A 19,126-nucleotide genomic window follows, 5' to 3' on the forward strand; every position below is an offset into this window, starting at 1 on the left:
ACACGCTCCCCGAATATCAGCCCTTGAGTAGGGCGTTCAGCTCCCCGTACGGGAGTGACGCGTCGAGCGCGGTGTACGTACCACCCGCGATCAGCTCCTCGGCGGCGCGGCGGACCACGTCGTAGGCGGCCGACGCGACCGAGGAGCCGAGGCTGACGCGGGCCGCGCCGAGGGCGCCGAGCTCGGCGACGGACGGCGCGCCGGGGCCGGCGAGGACGTTGAGCGGCGCGTCGATGCCCTTGGCGAGCTCGCGGACGGTGGCCGGGTCGGTGACACCGGGGACGAAGATGCCGCTGGCGCCCGCGCGGAGGTAGGAGGCGGCGCGGGCGAGGGTCTCGTCGAGGCGGTGCTCCTCCTCCCCGAGGCCGAAGAGGAAGGTGTCGATGCGGGCGTTGATGAACAGCGGGACCCCGGCGGTGTCGGCGGCGGCCCGGGCCGCGGCCACCCGCTCCGCGTGATCGGCGGCGGCCCGGGTGCCGTCCTCGATGTTGACGCCGACCGCGCCGGCGGCGAGCACCCCGGAGACGGTCTCGGCGACGCCGGCCGGGTCGGCGCCGAAACCGCCTTCGATGTCGGCGGTGACCGGGACGGAGATGGCGGCGACCACCCGGGAGACGAGGTCGAGGGCACGGTCACGGGTCAGGGCGTCCCCGTCGGGCGCGCCGAGGGACCAGGCGACACCGGCACTGGTGGTGGCCACGGCGGGCGCCCCGGCGGCCTCGACGAGACGGGCACTGACGACGTCCCAGGCATTGGCCAGGGCCAGCGGCGCGGCGGGGTCGTGGAGCGCGGTGAACCGGCGGGCGAGATCAACGGTGTTGGTCATGGTCCCAGTTCACCAGACGGCCCCGTACCCGGCTGGCGGTTTTCCGACGTGGAGGTGTCGGCGCGGCGCCCTTGCCCGGCCTACTCCCACCCCGCCTTGAGGCCTGCTCCGCACAGGGGCAGGACCGTCGTGCGGCCCTGGAGGGGGTCGGTGGGGGCCAGGGGGCCGACCGCCGCCCAGCAGGCCGCTGCCGTGGGTTCCACGAACAGGCCGCGCTGCGCCAGGTCCCGGTGGGCCGCGCGCAGGGCCTCTTCCGGGACCGTCAGGAAGGTGCCGCCGGACGCGCGGACCGCGGCCAGGATCTGCCGGGCCCGCGGCGGGGCCGGGATCGCGATCCCGTCGGCGAGCGTGGGCAGCTGTTCCACCGGGGCGGCGTCCTTTGCACCCGCTGCGAAGGCCGTGGCCAGCGGGGACACCGCTTCGGCCTGGACCGCGATCAGCGCGGGCGGTTTCACGCCGCGGCGGGCGAGCTCCGAGACCGCCAGGGCCGCCCCCAGCAGCAGCGTGCCGTTGCCGACGGGGACGACGAGGGTCTCGGGGAGGCGGCCGCCGAGCTCCTCCCACACCTCGTACACGTACGTCTTCGTCCCGTGCAGGAAGTACGGGTTGAAGACGTGGCTCGCGTAGAAGACCCCGGGGAGGTCGGCGGCGGCGCGGGCCGCCAGCGCGGTGGCCTCCCGGCCGCCCGGTACGAAGCGGACCGCCGCGCCGTGCGCCCGCATCTGCTCCGTCTTCTTCTGCGAGGTGCCCTCGGGCACGAATACCTCGCACTTCAGTCCGGCGCGCGCGCAGTACGCGGCCACGGCGGTCCCCGCGTTCCCGCTGCTGTCCGCGACCACCCGTTCCGGGGCCAGTCGCCGGGCCAGTTCCGCGAGCATCACGGCGCCGCGGTCCTTGAAGGACAGCGTGGGCATCAGGAAGTCGAGCTTGGCGTGAACGCGCTCCGCGAGCGGGACCAGCGGGGTGTTCCCCTCCGACAGCGTCACGGAGAACGCCCCCGGCAGCGGCAGCGCGGAACCGAACCGCCAGAGCGAGTTGGGTCCGGCGGCCGGTTCGAGCGGGCCGGCCGGATCGGGTGCGAAGTCGAGGTCCCACGGTCCGCCGCACAGGGGGCAACACCAGGGGGCCGTCCGGGCGTCCGCGCGCGTGGAGTCCTCGGGGCAGACGTAGCCGGGCAGTGCGTGCGTCATGTGCAGAGCACCTTTGCTCATTCATGGCCGTTGTATGGCACGGATGTTACGCGTTCGTCCCGGGGGCGACCGTTACGGCGGCCGCACCCGCTGCGTACTATTTCGCGCATTCGTTCGCGCCCCCGCTGTGATGGAGCCCCTTGCCCCGTGAGCACCCCGCCGCCGCCCCACTGGTCCGCTCCGACCCCGCAGCCGGCGTACGGGGAGCCCGCGCTCAACGGCTTCGCGCTGGCGTCGCTGCTGGTCGGGCTGCTGTGCCTGCCGCCGCTCGGTGCCGTCTTCGCGATCGTGGCGCTCGTGCAGATCGGGCGGAAGGGGGAGCGGGGCAGGGCGCTCGCGATCACGGGCCTGATCGTTTCCCTCGTGATGACCGTGGCCGTCGTCCTCGTCACGGACCAGGTGGCGGGGCGGCTGTTCGACCGGCTGGACACGCTCCAGCGGTTCGAAGGCGCCGACGGCGAGTTGACCCCCGTGGACGACATGCGCGCGGGTGACTGCTTCAACGTCCCCGGCGGTGACCTGCTCGCCGAGAGCCCGTTCATCTACCGGATCGCCTGCACCGAGGTGCACCAGGGGGAGGTCACCTCCTCGACCCGGCTCGGCGGCGGCGCCTTCCCCGGGGTGCCCGAGCTGCGGAGGGCCGCCACGCAGGCGTGTTGGAAGGCGCAGGACGCCTACGCGATGGATACGTGGGCGCTGCCCCCGTACGCGGACATGTTCTACTTCGCGCCCACGCGCGAGTCGTGGAGCGGCGGCGACCGGCGCTTGCTCTGCGTCATCGGCACGGCGGAGGAGGAGCACCGCGGCAGCCTGCGCAAGGACGCCGGAACGCTGGAGCCGCACCAGGTGGCCTTCCTGCGGGTGATGAACGAGGCCGACCTGGCGTTGGGCGGCGAGCCCGAGGAGGACATCGACGAGGCGCTGCCGCAGTACCTGGACTGGGCCCGCGCGGTGGACGTCGCGCTGGCCGCGGAGGCGTCGCTGCTGGACGGGGCGAAACAGCGGCCGGAGCTTGCCGGGCCGGCGCGGGCGCAGCTCAAGGAGGTCGAGGCGGCGCGCGCGGGGTGGCAGCGGGCGGCCAGGGCGACGAAGCCGGCCGAGTTCAAGGCAGCGTGGGACGAGGCCACGGGGGCGGTGTCCGTGCGCACGGAGAAGGCGCTGCGCGGGGCGTACGGTCTGGCGACGACGGTGCCGGAATGGCTGGCGGAGCAGTCGGGCGGCGACTCGGACGGGTCCGGTTCGGCCGCGACCTGAGGGGCCGACGAGGATAGCCGCAGGTAACGCGCGGTAACGGGTTTCAGTGACCTGGCTTCATCACTTCGGGTGAAACTCTGGCCCTTGCTTGCGGTCCACAACCGACGGTTGCCAGGGTGTAGCTGTCTGTCAACCTGATGGGAGTGGCCAGTGACTTTCGGTGAGCAGCCGGCCTATCTGCGCGTCGCCGGGGATCTGCGACGGAAGATCGTCGATGGGTCCCTGCCCCCGCACGCCCGGCTCCCCTCGCAGGCCCGGATCCGCGAGGAGTACGGGGTCTCCGACACGGTGGCGCTGGAGGCGCGCAAGGTCCTCATGGCGGAGGGGCTCGTCGAGGGCCGGTCCGGGTCGGGTACGTACGTACGGGAGCAACCCGTGCCGCGGCGGGTCGCGCGCTCGGGATACCGCACGGGCGGGGTGTCGACGCCTTTCCGGCAGGAGCAGGCGGAGGCCGGGGTCCGCGGGACGTGGGAGTCCAGCAGCGAGCAGGTGGTGGCGCCGGCGGAGATCGCCAAGCGGCTCGGCATCGAGCCGGGCGAGCGTGTCATGCGGACGCGGTACGTGTTCCGTGATACGGGGGAGGCGATGATGCTTTCGACCTCCTGGGAGCCGCTCGCGGTCACCGGCCGGACCCCCGTGATGCTGCCCGAGGAGGGGCCGCTCGGAGGCTCGGGGGTCGTCGACCGGATGGCCGCGATCGACGTCGTCGTCGACAACGTGGTGGAGGAGGTCGGAGCGCGGCCGGGCCTGGCGGAGGAGATCATGCTGCTGGGCGGGGTCCCGGGGCACGTGGTCCTGGTGATCGGCCGTACGTACTTCGCGTCCGGGCTGGCGGTCGAGACCGCCGACGTGGTGGTCCCGGCGGACCGCTACCGCCTGTCGTACCACTTGCCCGTCCGTTGAGCGGCGCTCCCCGGGTGACGTGTCCCCGGGGAGCGGCCGAGGTGTGACATATGACGGGACGTCATGGACCCGGCGGGTTTCGGCGCGATGGTGATCGCCCCCGCCGCCCGGTTCCTCGCCTTCTTCGGGCCGTTCGGCTCCCGTGCCGGGGTCCGCTCCCCCTTCGCCGCCCGTTCCGCGGCCGGACTCGCCCTCGTTCCCGGCCCGTTGACCGCGCGATTGGCCGCGCGCCCCGTCCCGGAGCGCGCCGGGTCCGAACCGGCGCGCACGGCCCGCTCGTACGCGTGGCCGGATGCGTACGCCGTGAGGTACCTCTTCGTAAAAAACCGTATCCGCTCCGTAAAGGTCGGGCGTAAGCTCGGGCATATGCGCAATGCGGTTTCCTGGGCAGGTACATCGGCGGAGGGTGAAACGCGATGAACGACAGCGGTGCCCTGCTCCCATGGCTGGTCATACGTCAGGACGACAACGGCAACTGCTACCGGGTGGGCCGCTACCCCACCCGGGCCGAGGCCCAGAAGGTCGTCGACAGCCTCGAAGACAGGGGCCACAAGCAGCTGTACTGGGTCGAGCGGATCGGCCAGACCGCCACGACGAACTGAGCGCTCCCGCTGTGACATAGGCTCCGCCCCATGACGGTACGAGTGGTCGTGGGCGGAGCCCTTTGTCATGAGGGCCGCCTGCTGGCCGCCCGCCGCAGTGCACCCCCCGAAGTGGCCGGACGCTGGGAGCTGCCCGGCGGCAAGACCGAGCCGGGCGAGTCGGTCCCCGAGGCCCTCGTCCGCGAACTGCGCGAGGAGCTCGGCGTGGAAGCCGAGCCGCTGGAGCGGATTCCGGGGGAGTGGCCGGTGCGGCCGGGGCTCGTGCTGCAGGTGTGGACCGCCCGGCTGCTGTCCGGCGAGCCCGTGCCGCTGGAGGACCACGACGAGCTGCGCTGGCTCGGGCCGGAGGAGCTCGACTCGGTGGACTGGCTCGACCAGGACCGGCCGGCGGTGGCCGAGGCCGGACACCGGCTGCGCGCCGAGCGCGATGAGCGGCACACCAGGTCGCACGGGGGCGCGTGACGCGCGCACACTGGGCCGTCTGCGCCACAGTGCGCCGGTGCGGGAGGATCGGGTGGTACGACGCCTCGAATATCGGGTATGTCGCTATTAGTCCCAATCGTGTACTGCCCCTCGTGGCTCTGTCCCTGCTGAATCGGACTGGGGTCGTTGCCGGCCCGGGAAGTGATCGGCGTGATCGACACAGACGGTGAATGCGCCGAGTGGGCCTTCCCCGCAGAGCCCGGCGCCGTCCGCACCGCACGCCACGCCGTACGCGGCACGCTCAGCTCCTGGGGCCTGGACTCCGTCGGCGATGTCACCGTCCTGCTGGTCAGCGAGCTGGTCACCAATTCGCTGCGGTACGCCTCCGGCCCCATCGGGGTCCGGCTGGTGCGGCGCGATCCGGCCAGTGAGAGCGTGGCGGGGGGCGCCGCGCTGCTGGTGGAGGTTTCCGATCCGCTTCCGGATCCGCCCCGCGAACGGGTCGCGCAGCCGGACGACGAGGGTGGCCGGGGGCTCCATCTGGTGGCCGTCTCGGCGCAGCGCTGGGGAACCCGGCACGGGAAATCGGGCAAGACCGTGTGGTTCGAGTTGGCACTTCCTGGTGAGTAACAAGGTGAAGGATGGCCGACGATCACAGGGCATGGCTCGAAATAGTCGGGACCTTTTTGTGATCGTGAACGCCGTGCCGTGCGGGGCCGTGGTGCTGAATACTTCGGTCATGGCCGGTCCGGTTGCGGTGAGCTGGAGGGGACGGTCGCGTGAGCGAGATACCTGCGCAGGCACATCAGGCCCGTGTGCCCGGGGAGACATGGCACGACTCCCTGTGGCACAGCAGCCCGCCTGGCTCGATATATGACTACATAAAGGTTGCGTCCTTCTCCATCGGACCCGACGGGCTCATCGACCAGTGGAGCCTGCGCGCCGAGGACCTGTTCGGGCTGACCGCCGCGCAGGCCGTGGGCCGGGACCCGGTGGACGCCTTCATGCCGCCGGAGCTGCGCGCCGGCGGGCACCGACGGGTGGCCGAGATCCTCGACGGCAAGGAATGGACCGGCCTCGTCCCCTTCCGCATCCCCGGCGGGGACGGCGCGCACGGCGTGGCCGAGATCTACGTGATGCCCACCCAGACGGAGACCGCCGAGCGGGCCGCCCTGTGCGTCGTGGTCGACGTACGCGCGCTGCGCCGGATCGAATCCGACCTGGCAGCTTCGCAGGCGATTTTCGGCCAATCTCCTTTCGGTTTCCTGCTCTTCGGAACGGACCTCACCGTGCAGCGGGCCAACCGCCGTTTCGCGACCGTATTCGGCGGCGCCGTCGAGGAACACCGCGGCCGCACCGTCCACGACTACCTGCCGCCCCAGGAGGCCGACCGGATGACCGAGGCCCTGCGAAGGGTCCTGGAGACCGGCCATTCCGTCACCGACCTCCAGATCACCGGCGCCGCCCCCGGTAGCCGGGAGAAGCGCCACTGGTCCATCAACCTCTACCGCCTCCACGGCGGCACCGGCCGCCCCATCGGCGTCGCGGGCCTCGGCACCGACGTCACCCGCCGCCACCTCGCCGCCCGCGAGGCCGCCGGGGTCCGGCGCAATCTCGCCCTGCTCAACGAGGCCGGGCACCGCATCGGGAACTCCCTCGACCTGGAGACCACCGCCCGCGAACTGCTCGACGTGACCGTGCCGGGCTTCTGCGACCTCGCCGCCGTCGACCTCTACCAGGGGCTGCTGCTCGGCGACGACGACCGGCCCGCCCGGCCGCACGGGCCCGGCGTGCCCCCGCTCCCGGCCGGGCTCGGTCCCGGACGGGTGCCGTCCGCGCCGCTGCGGCGGGTCGCCTTCGCCTCGGCGGTCTCGGACGCCCCATTGTCGGGTCCGGGCGCGCTGGTCTCCGTGGGGGAGATCCACCGCTATCCGGCGGCCTCGCCGGGAGCGCTGGCCCTGCGGACCGCGCGGCCGCGGCTGATCGAGGGCGGCGGCCCGGACGACCTCGTGCAGTCCACGCTCGTCGTGCCGATGGTCGCCCACGACACCGTGGTCGGGCTCGCCCAGTTCTCCCGTACGAAGGGCAGCGAGCCCTTCGGCGAACGGGACCGGGCGGTGGCCGTGGAACTCGCCGCCCGCGCCGCCGTCTGCATCGACAACGCCCGGCTGTACCGGCGCGAGCACGAGCGGGCGCTGATACTCCAGCGCAGCCTGCTGCCGCCCGGGGACCCCGAGGCCGCCGGCCTGGACATCGCCTGCCGGTACCTGCCGGGGAACGCGGCCACCGAGGTCGGCGGAGACTGGTTCGACGTCATCGAGCTGCCCGGGCACCGCACGGCCCTGGTCGTCGGCGACGTGATGGGCCGCGGGCTGCGGGCCGCCGTCGCGATGGGCGAACTGCGCACCGCCGTACGGACCCTGGCGCTGCTGGACCTGGAGCCGGCGGAGGTGCTGACCGCGCTGGACGAGATCGCCCGCGGGCTCGGCGCGCCCGGCGGCTCCCAGCAGGCCTCCCGGGCCGCCCTGCACTCGCGGGACGCGGACCGCTCGGAGGTGTACCTCGCGACCTGCGTGTACGCCGTCTACGACCCGGTGACCCGGCGCTGCACCATCGCCAACGCCGGCCACATGCCGCCGGTGCTGGTGGAACCGGCGGAACCGGGCGCCCCGCCGCGGCCCGCGCTGCTGCTGGAGGTGCCGCCGGGGATGCCGCTCGGGGTGGGCGGGGAGCCGTTCGAGGAGGTGGAGGTGGACCTCCCGGAAGGAGCCCTGCTGGCCCTGTACACCGACGGGCTGGTGGAATCGCGGGACCACCCGCTGGAGGAGGGGCTGCGGGGGCTGCGGGACGCGCTCGCCGACCCGGTGCGGCCGCTGGAGGACGTCTGCGACCACGTGCTGAACACGCTGGACACGCGGCACGGCGAGGACGACATCGCGCTGCTGATGGCGCGGGTGCAAGGGCTGCCGATGGACGCGGTCGGGGACTGGCAGCTGCCGCGCGAGGCCCGGTCGGTGGGCCGGGCGCGGGAGTTGGCCCGGGCGAAACTCCCGGCATGGGGCCTGGAGGGGCTGCTCGACACCACCGAACTGCTGGTCAGTGAACTGGTGACGAACGCCCTGCGGTACGGCGAGGGCGAGATCAGGCTCCGCCTGCTGCTCGACCGCACCCTCGTCTGCGAGGTCTGGGACGGCAACCTGGTGCAGCCGCGCCGCCGCCGGGCCCGGGACACCGACGAGGGCGGGCGCGGCCTCCAGCTGGTCGGCATGCTGTCCGCGGGCTGGGGCACGCGCCGCACCCACCGCGGCAAGACGGTCTGGTTCGAGCTGCCCCTCCCCGGCGCTGCGGCCGAGGCGGTCTCGGAGCTGTCGGCGGAACAGCTCCTCAACATGTACGGCTGACCGCACGGCTGACCCGTCCCGCGGGGCCGCGGCGAACCTCAGGCGGCCTCGCGGGACTTCAGCGCGGCCAGGCGCGCCTCGACCTCCGCGGTCCTGCCGAGGTCGTCCAGGGCCTCGAACTGGGCGTCCAGCGAGGAGGCCGCGAGCTCCTGCCTGCCGAGCGCCCTGGCCTCCTCCCGGCGGACCTTGTCCTCGAAGCGGGCCAGGTCGCTCGTCGGGTCCATGACGTCGATGTTCTTCACCGCGTCCAGCATCGTGTTCTGCGCCTGCGCGGTCTTGGCGCGGGCCACCAGCTCGTCACGTTTCGCCGTCAGTTCGGTCAGCTTGTCCTTCATCGCGTCCAGTCCGGACCTGAGCTCGTCGACGACCTCCGTCTGCGCGGCGATCGTCGGCTCCGCCGTCGCCGCCTCCTTCTCCGACCGGAGCTGGCGCCCGAGGGCGACCTTCGCCAGGTTGTCGAACTTGTCGGCGTCCGCCGTGGCGCCGGACGTCCGCAGCTCGTCCGCCTTGCGGCTGGCCGCGAGCGCCTTGCCGCCCCACTCCGCGGCCGCCTCCACGTCCTCCTTGTGGTCCGCCTCCAGCATCCGCAGATTGCCGATCGTGGTGGCGACCGCCTGCTCCGCCTCCGAGATGTTGTTCGTGTAGTCGCGGATCAGCTGGTCCAGCATCTTCTGCGGGTCCTCCGCCTGGTCCAGCAGCGCGTTGACGTTCGCCTTCGCGAGCTGGGTGACACGGCCGAGGACGGTCTGCTTGCTCATCGGTGCCCTTTCCCGGGTTGACGCGAGTGGGTCAGAAACGGCCCCCGCCGCCCATGCGGCCGCGGGTGCCCCCGCCGCCGAACGAGCCGGGTCCCGGCCCCCCGCCCCCGCCGCCGAAGCCCCCGCCGAAGCCGCCGCCCCCGCGGCCATCGCCCAGGATCTCGCCCAGGATGATCCCGCCGAGGACCGCGCCGCCCATGCCGCCGCCCTGCTGCTGCCCGCCGCCGTACGGGTTCCGGTACGCCCGTACGTCCTCCTCGGCCAGCTGCTGCGCCTGCCGCGCCAGCCCGTCCGCCTGCTGCGCCTGCGCCAGCGCCCCCGCCGGGTCCGAACCCGCCAGCGCGGCCGACTGCTCCAGCCGCCGCTGCGCCTCCGCCAGCCGGGTACGGGCCTGGCTGCCCACCGCGCCCCGGCTGGTGGTGACGTAGTCCGTCGCCGCCCCGATCGCACTGCGCGCCGAGAGCGTCGCCTGGTCCAGCAGGGCGGCCGCCCGCTGTCGGCCGCTCTCGCGCTCCCGGGCACCGGTCAGCGCCTCGTCGAGGACCGCGTCGGCCTCCTCCACCCGGCGCAGCGCGTCGATCGGGTCGTACCGGCCGGCCGCCTGCTCCCGCCGTACGTCGGTCAGGACCGCCTCCGCCCGGCCGATCCGGCCCCGCAGGTCCGCCGTGGAGGTGCCTTCCGCGGTGCCGGTCAGCAGGCCGCGGGCATCGGCGAGGTCGGTGTCGGTCTCCGTGAGCGCCCCGGGCAGCTTCCCGGCCGCCTCCGCCAGCTCCTGCGCCCGCCGCTCCACCGCGTCGACCAACGTCGCCGCCTGGTCCACCGCGCCCTCGGCGGCCCGCACGTGCACGGCCGCCTTCCCGTTGTCGCCGCCGTCGAGCGCCGCACGGGCCCCGCCCAGGTTCGTCGTCGCGAACAGCAGCCGGTCCTCGGCCTGTTCGGCGTTGGAGGCCACCGGTGCGGACGCCGAGTCCGCGTACCGCCCGGCCATCGCGGTCAAGGTCGCCGCGGCCGTCGACGTACGTCCCGCCAGGTCCTGGGCGTGCGCCTCCACCGTGGCGAGCGCCCGCGGGGCGTTCTTCTCCAGGTCCCGCAGCCGGTCGAAGTCCGCCGACTCGGCGTCGAGGCGCCGGTTCGCCTCGGTGCACCGCGCCACGATCTCGTCCAGCATCCGCCGCCGCGTCGGATCGTCCTCGGGGTACGCGTCGTCGAGCTGCTGGCGCAGCCGGAACGCGGCCGTCAGCTCGCTCTGCGCGAAGACCACCGCCTCGGTGAAGGCGGCGACCGCCTCGTCGCCGAACTGCGCGGAGGCGAAGCCGAGCTCCTCGGCGCTGGTGCGGATCGCGTCGTCGGTCTCCACCAACAGGGCCTTCGCCTTGGCGTCCAGCTCCGGCAGCGGGAGCGCGGTCGTGGTCGCCGGCTGCGCGCCCCAGCCCGTCGTGCCACCGGCGCCGGCGCCCCTGCGCTTGCGGCGGGTGTACGCGTACGCCCCGAGCGCGCCGGCCGCACCGACGAGGACCACCGGGAGCACGTAGTCCCCGGCCCCGCTCGTGCCCGTGTCCCCGCCGGGGTCCGCCACGCCGGGGGTGACGTCCGGAACCGGTACGGGCTTCCCGGAGAGCACGGCGCCGTACCCCTCGGCGGCGCCGATCGCCGCGCCCGCCCAGTCGTTCTGCCGCAGTGGGGGCTCGATGGCCGTCCGGGCGACGTCCGCGAGCTGCGCCTGGGTGAACCCGGAACCGACATCGGCCGAATAGGCGTACTGGCGGGCTCCGGTCGCCACGGCCAGCAGCACGTCGTCCTGACCGAGGCCGTTCTTCTGCGCGGTGGCGTCCGCCCAGCTCTGCGCGGAACGCCCGGAGAAATCGTGCACGTACGTCACGAACAGCTGGATCCGGTGGTCGGCGTACAGCTTGTCCAACGCGGTGGTGACGGCCGCCTTCCGATCGCCCAGGGCGCCCACGCGGTCGGTGATCTGTCCCTGCGAGGACAGGGTGACGGGATCCTCGGCCCGGGCGGCCGGCGCCCCGACCACCCCCCAGCCACCGAGCCCCAGCAGCGCGGCGGCCAGGACCAGCCCGGCCCGTACCGACGTCCCCGTGGCGGTGCGTCGCATCGACCTGCTCCTGGGCGCCCTCACATTTGGGAGGGTAGGGGCGGCCGTGCCCACCCGCACCCGGAGAACCCCGCGGCCCGGAGCCCGTTACGGGAGGGCGTACGCCGCCAGTTCCGGGCGGGACAGCACGAGCTGGTCGCCGACCAGCAGGGTGTCCCCGTCGGCGAGCCCCGGCTGCTCCCACTGGCGGCGCTGCCTGCCCGTCGCCGGATCCAGGACGGCGACGAACGGGCCCGACTCCCGGCCCAGCCGCCCGCGCCGGCCACCACGGGCGGCCTTCACGTACAGTCCGCCCGCCCGCAGGCCCAGCAGTTCGAGCGCGCACACCGTCCCCTCGCGCCGGACCACGGTCCGCTGCCAGCGCAGCGCCCCCGTCCGGGCGTCGAGCGCGAACACCAGGTCCCAGCCCTGGTCCTGGCGGTGCCCCGCCGCGTACACGGCGTCGCCCTCGACTAGTAGCCGCGCCGCCGGCACGCCCGGGGCGAACTGCCACAGCTCCCGGCCGGTGCCGCGGTCCACGGCGCGTACGAGCTCCCCGTCCAGCACGTGCACCGGCTGGAGGCCGGGCTCGCGGTCGAAGGCCTCCGAGCCCCGTAGCTGCGACCACATCCGCCGGCCGCTCGGCAGGTGCAGCGCCTGGAGCCACCGCCCGTCCGTCAGGACCAGGCAGTCGCCCACCGCCGCCAGGGACCGGGTGGCTTCCGACAGCGAGCGCTGCCACACGACCTCGCCCGTCACAGCCCGCAGCACGGTCAGGTCGCCCCGCGCCTCGTGCACCAGCACCGGCCCGGCGCTGCGCAGCGAACCCGCCCGCGGCAGGTCCCGCCACCAGCGCACCCGACCGTCACGCGGCTCCCGCGCCACCACCCGGACCCCGGGCCCACCGTCCCGGCGCACGTCGACGTACACCGTGGCGGCGTCCGCCACGCAGGACACCAGCAGCCGCCCGCCCTCCGGCAGCAGCGGCGCGAGCACCCCCTCGTCCGCGAAGGCCGTCCAGCGCGTCGCACCCACGTCGGCCCGTACGCAGCCCACCGCGGCACCCGACCGCCACACCAGTGCGGACCCGGCGGAGTGCAGGGCGTCCGGGCGGACCGCCTGCCGCCACCGGCGGCCGTCCGGGTCCGCAGGCCGCAGCGCCCCTGCCCGCTCGGCGAGCACCGTCACCCCGGGCGGCGGCGGGGCTCCCGGCTCCGCCGCCGCCTCGGGCAGCCAGGTCGTACCCGCCGCGGCCACGCAGTCCCGCGCGATCCGGGCCAGTTCGACGGCCCGGACCGGCGACCCGAACGGGCCGCGTGCCCGCTCGACGCGCTCCCGGGCCCCCGCCGGGTCCAGCGCGGGACCGGCGGCGCGCGCCACCTGCTCCCGGACCTCCTCCAGGGCGCCCAGTGCGTGCGCCGCCTTCTCGTCACCGGCCGTTTCCGGCCGGCCGCGGAGCAGGCCGTCGGCCCGGGTGCGCAGCCGCTCCGCCTCCACGAGCAGTCCGCGCTCGGCGTGCCAGGCCGCCTCCTCCCGCAGCCACGCGGCCCGCTCCTCCAGTACCCGGGGCAGTTCCTCCTCGGCGAGCGCCAGTGCGCGCCGCGCGCCGGTCACGTCCCCGGCGGCGGTGCGGTCCCGCGCGACCTGGCACAGCGCCAACAGCCGGGCGCCCGCGGAGCCGATCCGCTCACTGAGCCGCAGGGCCGCGGGCAGGTCCCGTGCGGCCAGGGCCAGCACCATGTCGTACGTCGCGGTCGCGCGCCGGCCGGCGTCCTCGATCCGGGACAGATCCCGCTCGGCCCGTCCGGGTTCGGCCACCGCGAGGGCCACGTCGACGCGGGCCCGGATCCTGCTCCCGGCGGAGCCGTCCGCGAAGTGGTGGCCGACGAGCCGGGCGGCCTGCTCGGGAGCCACCACGGCCAGCTCCTGCGCCACCGCGAGCAGCGGGCCCTGACGGTTGGAGCCGAACACGGTGAACAGCGCCTGCTCCGCGTCGGTCAGCAGCCGCAGGGCCCGGGCCGGGGCGTGCGGGGCGGTTTCCCCGGCCAGCAAGGTCAGCAGCCGGGCCACCTGCCCGCCGTCGCCCCCACTGCCGGTCCACGCGACGGCCTCCGCGTCGGCGAGCAGCCGGCCGGCGAGCTCCGCGTCGAAGCGGGCCGCGGCGTCCGCGGCGACGGCCAGCGCCTCCACGCGGGCGTCGGCGCCGTGCGGCCAGGCCCGCAGGGTCTGCTCCACCTCCAGCAGCAGCCCCCGCACGACCTCCCGCACCTCGGGCGTCACACCCCCGCCCCCCGGCACCGGGTGCGGGTCCGGTGTCCGCTCGGGCGACACGGCCTCCGGCCCCGGGCCCGGCTCCTGGTCGGCCCCGGCCTCCGCCTCCGCTCCGGGCCGGGACCCGGGCAGTGTGCCCGGGTCCCGTGGCACGACCCGGCCCGCGACCACACCGTCGAGCACGGCCGCGGCCGCAGCCGCGACGTCGATCCGGGCCGCCGGTGCACGTCCGGGCACCGGATCCGGCGGGAGCCCGGGCGGTGCGTGCCCCGGCTCCGAGCCCGGCGCCCGGCCGGGCGCCGCCTCCGGTGTGCGGGCGGCCGCCGGTTCGGGATCGTCCGTGAGCCCGCGAAGACCGCGCAGGGCCTTGCCCACGGCCTCCGCCGACTCCGGCCGGTCCGCCGGGTCCTTCGCCAGCAGCGCCTGCACCAGCCGGTCCAGCTCCGCGGGAACCGGCGCGCCGACCTCGCGCAGCGGGAGCGGTGCCTCCCCGGTGTGCCGGAGCATCAGGGCGTACAGGTCGGCGTGCCCGAACGGCGGGGCCCCGCTCAGCAGCGCGTACAGCACGCACCCCAGTGCGTACAGATCGCACCGGCCGTCCACGCGTTCGCTGCGCCACTGCTCCGGCGCCATGTACGCCCAGGTGCCGATCACCTGGCCCGTGGCCGTCCAGCCCGCCGTGGCGTCCGCGGAGTAGGCGATGCCGAAGTCGCATATCTTGAGCCGCCGGCCCGACAGCAGGAAGAGGTTGGACGGTTTCAGGTCCCGGTGCACCACGGACTGCTGGTGCGCAGCGGCCAGGGCCTCCGCCGTCTGCGCGGCCAGGTCGACCGCGACGTCTACCGCGAGCCGGCCCTCGCGCGCCAGCACGGTGGCCAGGTCCTCGCCCGCGAGCAGCTCCATGACGATGAACAGCCGTCCGTCCTGCTGCCCCACGTCGTGCACCACGGTGATCCCCGGGTGCTGGAGCCGCGCCCCGATCGTGGCCTCGCGCCTGAACCGGGCGACCACCTCGTCGCTCGTGGCCGCCTCCAGCAGCACCTTGACCGCGACGGACCGGCCCAGCGCCAGGTCGTGGGCGCGCCACACCTCGCCCATCCCGCCCTTGCCGAGCCGCTGTTCCAGCCGGTACCGGCCGGCCAGCTCATCCCCCACCCGCACCGCAAAGCCCCCTGACATCACGTCATACGACGTTTTCCCAGGGGGCATTGTGTCCTGCGAAGTGAACCACCGGGGGTGCTACGGCTCGCTGCGCCTGCGGATCTTGCTCCCGAGCCACACCAGCGGGTCGTACTTGCGGTCCACCGCCCGTTCCTTCAGCGGGATCAGCGCATTGTCAGTGATCTTGATGCCCTCGGGGCAGACCTCCGTACAGCACTTGGTGATGTTGCAGTAGCCGAGCCCGTGCTCCTCCTGGGCCGTGCGCTTGCGGTCCAGGCCCGCCTCCGCCGCCGCGTCCAGCGGATGCATGTCCAGCTCCGCGACCCGCATCAGGAAGCGCGGACCGGCGAACGCCCGCTTGTTCTCCTCGTGGTCGCGCACCACGTGGCAGGTGTCCTGGCACAGGAAGCACTCGATGCACTTCCTGAACTCCTGCGAGCGGTCCACGTCCACCTGCTGCATCCGGTACGCGCCCGGAGCCACCCCCTCCGGCGGCACGAACGCCGGAACCTCGCGCGCCTTGCGGTAGTTGAACGACACGTCCGTGACCAGGTCCCGGACCACGGGGAAGGCGCGCAGCGGGGTGACCGTGATCGTCTCGGACCGGTCGAAGGTGGACATGCGCGTCATGCACATCAGCCGCGGCCGCCCGTTGATCTCCGCACTGCACGAGCCGCACTTGCCCGCCTTGCAGTTCCAGCGCACCGCCAGGTCGGAGGCCTGGGTGGCCTGGAGCCGGTGGACGATGTCCAGGACGACCTCGCCGTCGTGCACCTCCACGGTGAAGTCCCGCAGCTCCCCGCCTTCCGCGTCGCCCCGCCAGATCCGGAAGCGGGCGTCGTAGTCAGTCACTCGTAGAGCTCCTCTTCGGCGAGGTACTTGACCAGCTCGTCCTTCTCGAAGAGCGCGAGCAGGTCGGGGCGGATGGGTTCGGTGCTCGTCCGGACGAGGGAGATCCGGTCAGCGGCCGGATCCTCGGGCGCCGGGTCGACCGGGCGGCACAGCAGGTTCACCGGGCGCCAGCTGCGCTCCATCGACGGGCAGTCCTCCCGGGTGTGCCCGCCGCGGCTCTCGGTGCGCTCCAGGGCCGCGCGGGCCACGCACTCGCTGACCAGCAGCATGTTCCGCAGGTCCAGGGCGAGGTGCCAGCCCGGGTTGAACTGCCGGTGCCCCTCGACGCCGGCCCTGGCCGCCCGTACGCGCAGGCCCGACAGCTTCTCCAGCGCCTCGGCCATCTCGCCCTCGCGGCGGATGATCCCCACCAGGTCGTTCATGGTCGTCTGGAGCTCCTGGTGGAGCGTGTACGGGTTCTCCGCGCCCTCGGCGGCGTGGAACGGGGCCAGCGCCTCCGTCGCCGCCGCGTCGATCTCCGGCTGGGAGACCGCGGGCGGCGCGTCGGCCAGGCCCGAGGCGTACTCCGCCGCGTGCATGCCGGCCCGCCGGCCGAACACCAGCAGGTCGGACAGGGAGTTCCCGCCGAGCCGGTTCGAGCCGTGCATGCCGCCCGCGACCTCGCCCGCCGCGAACAGGCCCGGGACCCCGACCGTGGCGGCGGTCTCGGAGTCCACCGCGATCCCGCCCATCACGTAGTGGCAGGTCGGGCCGACCTCCATCGGCTCGGCGGTGATGTCCACGTCCGCCAGCTCCTTGAACTGGTGGTACATGGAGGGCAGCCGCCGTTTGATCCGCTCGGCCGGCATCCGGGTCGACACGTCGAGGAAGACCCCGCCGTGCGGGGAGCCGCGGCCCGCCTTGACCTCGGAGTTGATGGCCCGGGCCACCTCGTCGCGGGGGAGCAGCTCGGGCGGGCGCCGGTTGTGGTCCGGGTCCTCGTACCAGCGGTCGCCCTCCTCCTCGGACTCCGCGTACTTCTCCTTGAAGACGTCCGGGACGTAGTCGAACATGAACCGCTTGCCCTCGCTGTTGCGCAGCACCCCGCCGTCGCCGCGCACCGACTCGGTGACGAGGATCCCCTTCACCGAGGGCGGCCAGACCATTCCGGTGGGGTGGAACTGCACGAACTCCATGTTCAGCAGCGGGGCGCCCGCGAGCAGGGCCAGCGCGTGGCCGTCGCCCGTGTACTCCCAGGAGTTCGAGGTCGTCTTGAAGGACTTGCCGATCCCGCCCGTGGCCAGGACCACCGCAGGCGCTTCCAGTACGAAGAACCGGCCGGACTCGCGCTCGTAGCAGAAGGCCCCCGAGACCCTCTGCCCTTCCTTCAGGACCCTCGTGACCGTGCACTCCTGGAAGACCTTGAGCCTGGCCTCGTAGTCCCCGAACTCCTTGAAGTCCTCCTGCTGGAGCTGGACGATCTTCTGCTGGAGGGTGCGGATCAGCTCCAGCCCGGTCCGGTCGCCCACGTGCGCGAGGCGCGGGTACTCGTGCCCGCCGAAATTGCGCTGGGAGATCTTCCCGTCCGGGGTGCGGTCGAAGAGCGCGCCCCAGGTCTCCAGCTCCCAGACCCGGTCCGGGGCCTCCTTCGCGTGGAGTTCCGCCATCCGCCACTGGTTCAGGAACTTGCCCCCGCGCATCGTGTCGCGGAAGTGCACCTGCCAGTTGTCGCCCTCGTTGACGTTGCCCATGGAGGCGGCGATCCCGCCCTCCGCCATGACCGTGTGGGCCTTGCCGAACAGGGACTTGCAGATGACGGCCGTACGGGCTCCCCGTTCGCGGGCCTCGATCGCGGCCCGCAGCCCGGCGCCGCCCGCACCGACCACGACCACGTCCCACTGCTGCCGGTCGACTTGAGCCATGTCAGAAGATCCTCGGGTCGGTGAAGGTGCCGCTGGCCAGCAGGTACACGTAGAAGTCGCACAGGGCGACGCTGATCAGCGAGGCCCACGCGAGCAGCATGTGGCGGGAGTTGAGCCGGCTGATCCAACCCCATAGCCGGTAGCGCACCGGGTGCTTGGAGAAGTGCCGCAGACGGCCGCCCATGATGTGCCGGCAGGAGTGGCAGGACAGCGTGTAGGCCCAGATCAGCGTGATGTTGACGAGGAACAGCAGCGTCCCGAGGCCCATGTGGCCCCACTCGTAACGGTCGTTGCGGAAGGTCAGCACCGTGTCGTACGTGAGGATGCCCGCGACCGGGAGCGCCGTGTAGAAGAAGTACCGGTGCGCGTTCTGCAGGATCAGCGGGAAGCGCGTCTCGCCCGTGTACTTCTCGTGCGGCTCGGCGACGGCGCAGGCGGGCGGCGAGGCCCAGAAGCCCCGGTAGTACGCCTTGCGGTAGTAGTAGCAGGTCAGCCGGAAGCCGAGCGGGAAGACCAGGATCAGCAGGGCGGGGGACAGGCCCCACCAGCTGCCGAACAGGTCCAGGTTGGGGCCGCCGCGCATCTCCTGGCAGTTCTCCGCGAGACACGGGGAGTAGAACGGGGAGACGTACGGGGCCGCGTAATAGTCGGCGTTGGCGAAGGCCCGCCACGTCGAGTAGACGATGAAGGCGAGCAGCCCGGCCGCGGTGGCGGCGGGGGCCAGCCACCACCGGTCGGTGCGCAGGTGCCGGGCGGCGATCGCGGCCCGGGAGGCGTCGTGGACGCCGGTCAGCTGCCGGGGTGGTTCCGTGCCTGTGGCCAAAGGGGACTCCGGGTGGAGTGATGAGGGGTGACCCACGAGGCCCAGCCGCGGACGGCTGGGCCGGGTGGGGTGCGGGGTGCCGCGCGTGCGGGGGCCAGGTCCCGTCGTCAAGGTCCCGCCCGGCCCGCGGGCCCGACCGGCGCTACTTCGACGACAGGACCTCGGCCCGTCGGGTCAGGGTGCCCGGCGGTCGCGGGCGCCGAGACCCTCGTCGTCGACGTCCTGCCACAGCGTGCTGTCGTACGGGGTGTCCGGAACGGGGACCATCCCCTCCTGGCGTGGCGCCCGCGAGGTGGCGGGGGCTTGCCGGGCGACGTCCTGCTCCAGCCGTTCCACCGAGCGGACCAGGTCGTTCAGATTGCGCCGTACCGCGGTCAAATCATCTTGCAGGGACATGACTTGCCCTCACTTCCGCTGGTTGCGGTGGCAACGCTCATGTGCGCCTGCGAGTGTCGCGCCTCCCGTCCCCGGTTGTGAAGGGACGTGCAGCGATTGCGGGCGCGCAGGCGCAATCTGTGCGCCCCTCCCTGCTCCCATTTTGATCCCTCTTCCGAGGGAACGCCCGTCCGTGGCGCAAGCGGGATTGGTCCGCACGGGTGGGGTTCGCGGCGTGGCGAGGGTCGGCTGCGAGAGGTGTGGCGAGCTGTGGATTTCAGTGTGTAGCGGCAC

General features: G+C 73.6%; 15 protein-coding genes and 1 pseudogene. 7 read left to right on the top strand and 9 right to left on the bottom strand.

Annotation, left to right across the window (positions count from 1 at the left end; genetic code table 11):
- Positions 1–16 precede the first annotated feature (16 nt).
- Positions 17–826, bottom strand: coding sequence for an isocitrate lyase/phosphoenolpyruvate mutase family protein (locus OHA65_RS24185; RefSeq protein ID WP_327285220.1), 810 nt, complete (start codon positions 824–826; stop codon positions 17–19).
- Between the two features lie 80 nt (positions 827–906).
- Complete coding sequence (locus tag OHA65_RS24190) at positions 907–2,016, bottom strand: threonine synthase (RefSeq protein WP_328763543.1); 1,110 nt, start codon at positions 2,014–2,016, stop codon at positions 907–909.
- A gap of 147 nt (positions 2,017–2,163) precedes the next feature.
- Here OHA65_RS24190 and OHA65_RS24195 point away from each other — a divergent pair, with 147 nt between their 5' ends.
- From OHA65_RS24195 to OHA65_RS24225, 7 genes and pseudogenes are all read left to right on the top strand, one after another.
- Positions 2,164–3,270 (top strand): septum formation family protein, encoded by a 1,107-nt coding sequence (locus tag OHA65_RS24195; RefSeq protein ID WP_328763544.1) that lies wholly within the window; start codon positions 2,164–2,166, stop codon positions 3,268–3,270.
- Positions 3,271–3,420: 150 nt separating this feature from the next.
- A pseudogene (locus OHA65_RS24200) lies at positions 3,421–3,573 on the top strand (GntR family transcriptional regulator); the annotation flags it as partial.
- Between the two features lie 114 nt (positions 3,574–3,687).
- Entirely contained in the window at positions 3,688–4,173 is a 486-nt protein-coding gene (locus tag OHA65_RS24205) for a UTRA domain-containing protein (RefSeq protein WP_405759260.1), read from the top strand.
- 416 nt (positions 4,174–4,589) lie between these two features.
- Complete coding sequence (locus OHA65_RS24210; RefSeq protein WP_327285224.1) at positions 4,590–4,775, top strand: SPOR domain-containing protein; 186 nt, start codon at positions 4,590–4,592, stop codon at positions 4,773–4,775.
- Positions 4,776–4,805: 30 nt separating this feature from the next.
- Positions 4,806–5,237 (top strand): (deoxy)nucleoside triphosphate pyrophosphohydrolase, encoded by a 432-nt coding sequence (locus OHA65_RS24215; RefSeq protein WP_328763546.1) that lies wholly within the window; start codon positions 4,806–4,808, stop codon positions 5,235–5,237.
- Between the two features lie 162 nt (positions 5,238–5,399).
- Positions 5,400–5,828, top strand: a complete 429-nt coding sequence (locus tag OHA65_RS24220; protein WP_327285764.1) for an ATP-binding protein — start codon at positions 5,400–5,402, stop codon at positions 5,826–5,828.
- A 158-nt stretch (positions 5,829–5,986) separates the two neighbouring features.
- Positions 5,987–8,599 (top strand): SpoIIE family protein phosphatase, encoded by a 2,613-nt coding sequence (locus OHA65_RS24225; protein WP_371646916.1) that lies wholly within the window; start codon positions 5,987–5,989, stop codon positions 8,597–8,599.
- A 38-nt stretch (positions 8,600–8,637) separates the two neighbouring features.
- Here the strand turns inward: OHA65_RS24225 and OHA65_RS24230 are convergent, their stop codons facing one another.
- The 7 genes from OHA65_RS24230 to OHA65_RS24260 all read right to left on the bottom strand — a co-directional run bounded on the left by OHA65_RS24230 (position 8,638) and on the right by OHA65_RS24260 (position 18,853).
- Positions 8,638–9,357, bottom strand: coding sequence for a PspA/IM30 family protein (locus OHA65_RS24230; protein ID WP_327285226.1), 720 nt, complete (start codon positions 9,355–9,357; stop codon positions 8,638–8,640).
- Positions 9,358–9,388: 31 nt separating this feature from the next.
- Positions 9,389–11,470: a TPM domain-containing protein gene (locus OHA65_RS24235; protein WP_329314444.1), complete on the bottom strand. Its 2,082-nt coding sequence runs from the start codon at positions 11,468–11,470 to the stop codon at positions 9,389–9,391.
- A gap of 87 nt (positions 11,471–11,557) precedes the next feature.
- On the bottom strand, positions 11,558–14,881 hold the full coding sequence (locus OHA65_RS24240; RefSeq protein ID WP_405762407.1) for a protein kinase domain-containing protein: 3,324 nt from the start codon (positions 14,879–14,881) through the stop codon (positions 11,558–11,560).
- A 78-nt stretch (positions 14,882–14,959) separates the two neighbouring features.
- Positions 14,960–15,733 carry a succinate dehydrogenase/fumarate reductase iron-sulfur subunit gene (locus tag OHA65_RS24245; RefSeq protein ID WP_327285229.1) on the bottom strand — a complete coding sequence of 258 codons (774 nt, stop codon included), beginning with the start codon at positions 15,731–15,733 and terminating at the stop codon, positions 14,960–14,962.
- Positions 15,730–17,634, bottom strand: coding sequence for a fumarate reductase/succinate dehydrogenase flavoprotein subunit (locus OHA65_RS24250; RefSeq protein ID WP_327285230.1), 1,905 nt, complete (start codon positions 17,632–17,634; stop codon positions 15,730–15,732). The genes OHA65_RS24245 and OHA65_RS24250 overlap by 4 nt, the downstream gene beginning before the upstream one ends.
- 1 nt (position 17,635) lies before the next feature.
- Entirely contained in the window at positions 17,636–18,457 is an 822-nt protein-coding gene (locus OHA65_RS24255) for a hypothetical protein (protein WP_405762409.1), read from the bottom strand.
- 174 nt (positions 18,458–18,631) lie between these two features.
- On the bottom strand, positions 18,632–18,853 hold the full coding sequence (locus OHA65_RS24260; protein WP_327285232.1) for a hypothetical protein: 222 nt from the start codon (positions 18,851–18,853) through the stop codon (positions 18,632–18,634).
- Positions 18,854–19,126: the final 273 nt, after the last annotated feature.

The sequence above is a fragment of the Streptomyces sp. NBC_00045 genome (genome assembly GCF_045041095.1).
Taxonomy (GTDB): Bacteria; Actinomycetota; Actinomycetes; order Streptomycetales; family Streptomycetaceae; genus Streptomyces.

Coding starts and splice junctions, on each gene's coding strand:
- OHA65_RS24185 (WP_327285220.1), bottom strand. CDS start 826: ATGACCAACACCGTTGATCTCGCCCGCCGGTTCACCGCGCTCCACGAC.
- OHA65_RS24190 (WP_328763543.1), bottom strand. CDS start 2,016: ATGACGCACGCACTGCCCGGCTACGTCTGCCCCGAGGACTCCACGCGC.
- OHA65_RS24210 (WP_327285224.1), top strand. CDS start 4,590: ATGAACGACAGCGGTGCCCTGCTCCCATGGCTGGTCATACGTCAGGAC.
- OHA65_RS24215 (WP_328763546.1), top strand. CDS start 4,806: ATGACGGTACGAGTGGTCGTGGGCGGAGCCCTTTGTCATGAGGGCCGC.
- OHA65_RS24230 (WP_327285226.1), bottom strand. CDS start 9,357: ATGAGCAAGCAGACCGTCCTCGGCCGTGTCACCCAGCTCGCGAAGGCG.
- OHA65_RS24235 (WP_329314444.1), bottom strand. CDS start 11,470: ATGCGACGCACCGCCACGGGGACGTCGGTACGGGCCGGGCTGGTCCTG.
- OHA65_RS24250 (WP_327285230.1), bottom strand. CDS start 17,634: ATGGCTCAAGTCGACCGGCAGCAGTGGGACGTGGTCGTGGTCGGTGCG.
- OHA65_RS24260 (WP_327285232.1), bottom strand. CDS start 18,853: ATGTCCCTGCAAGATGATTTGACCGCGGTACGGCGCAATCTGAACGAC.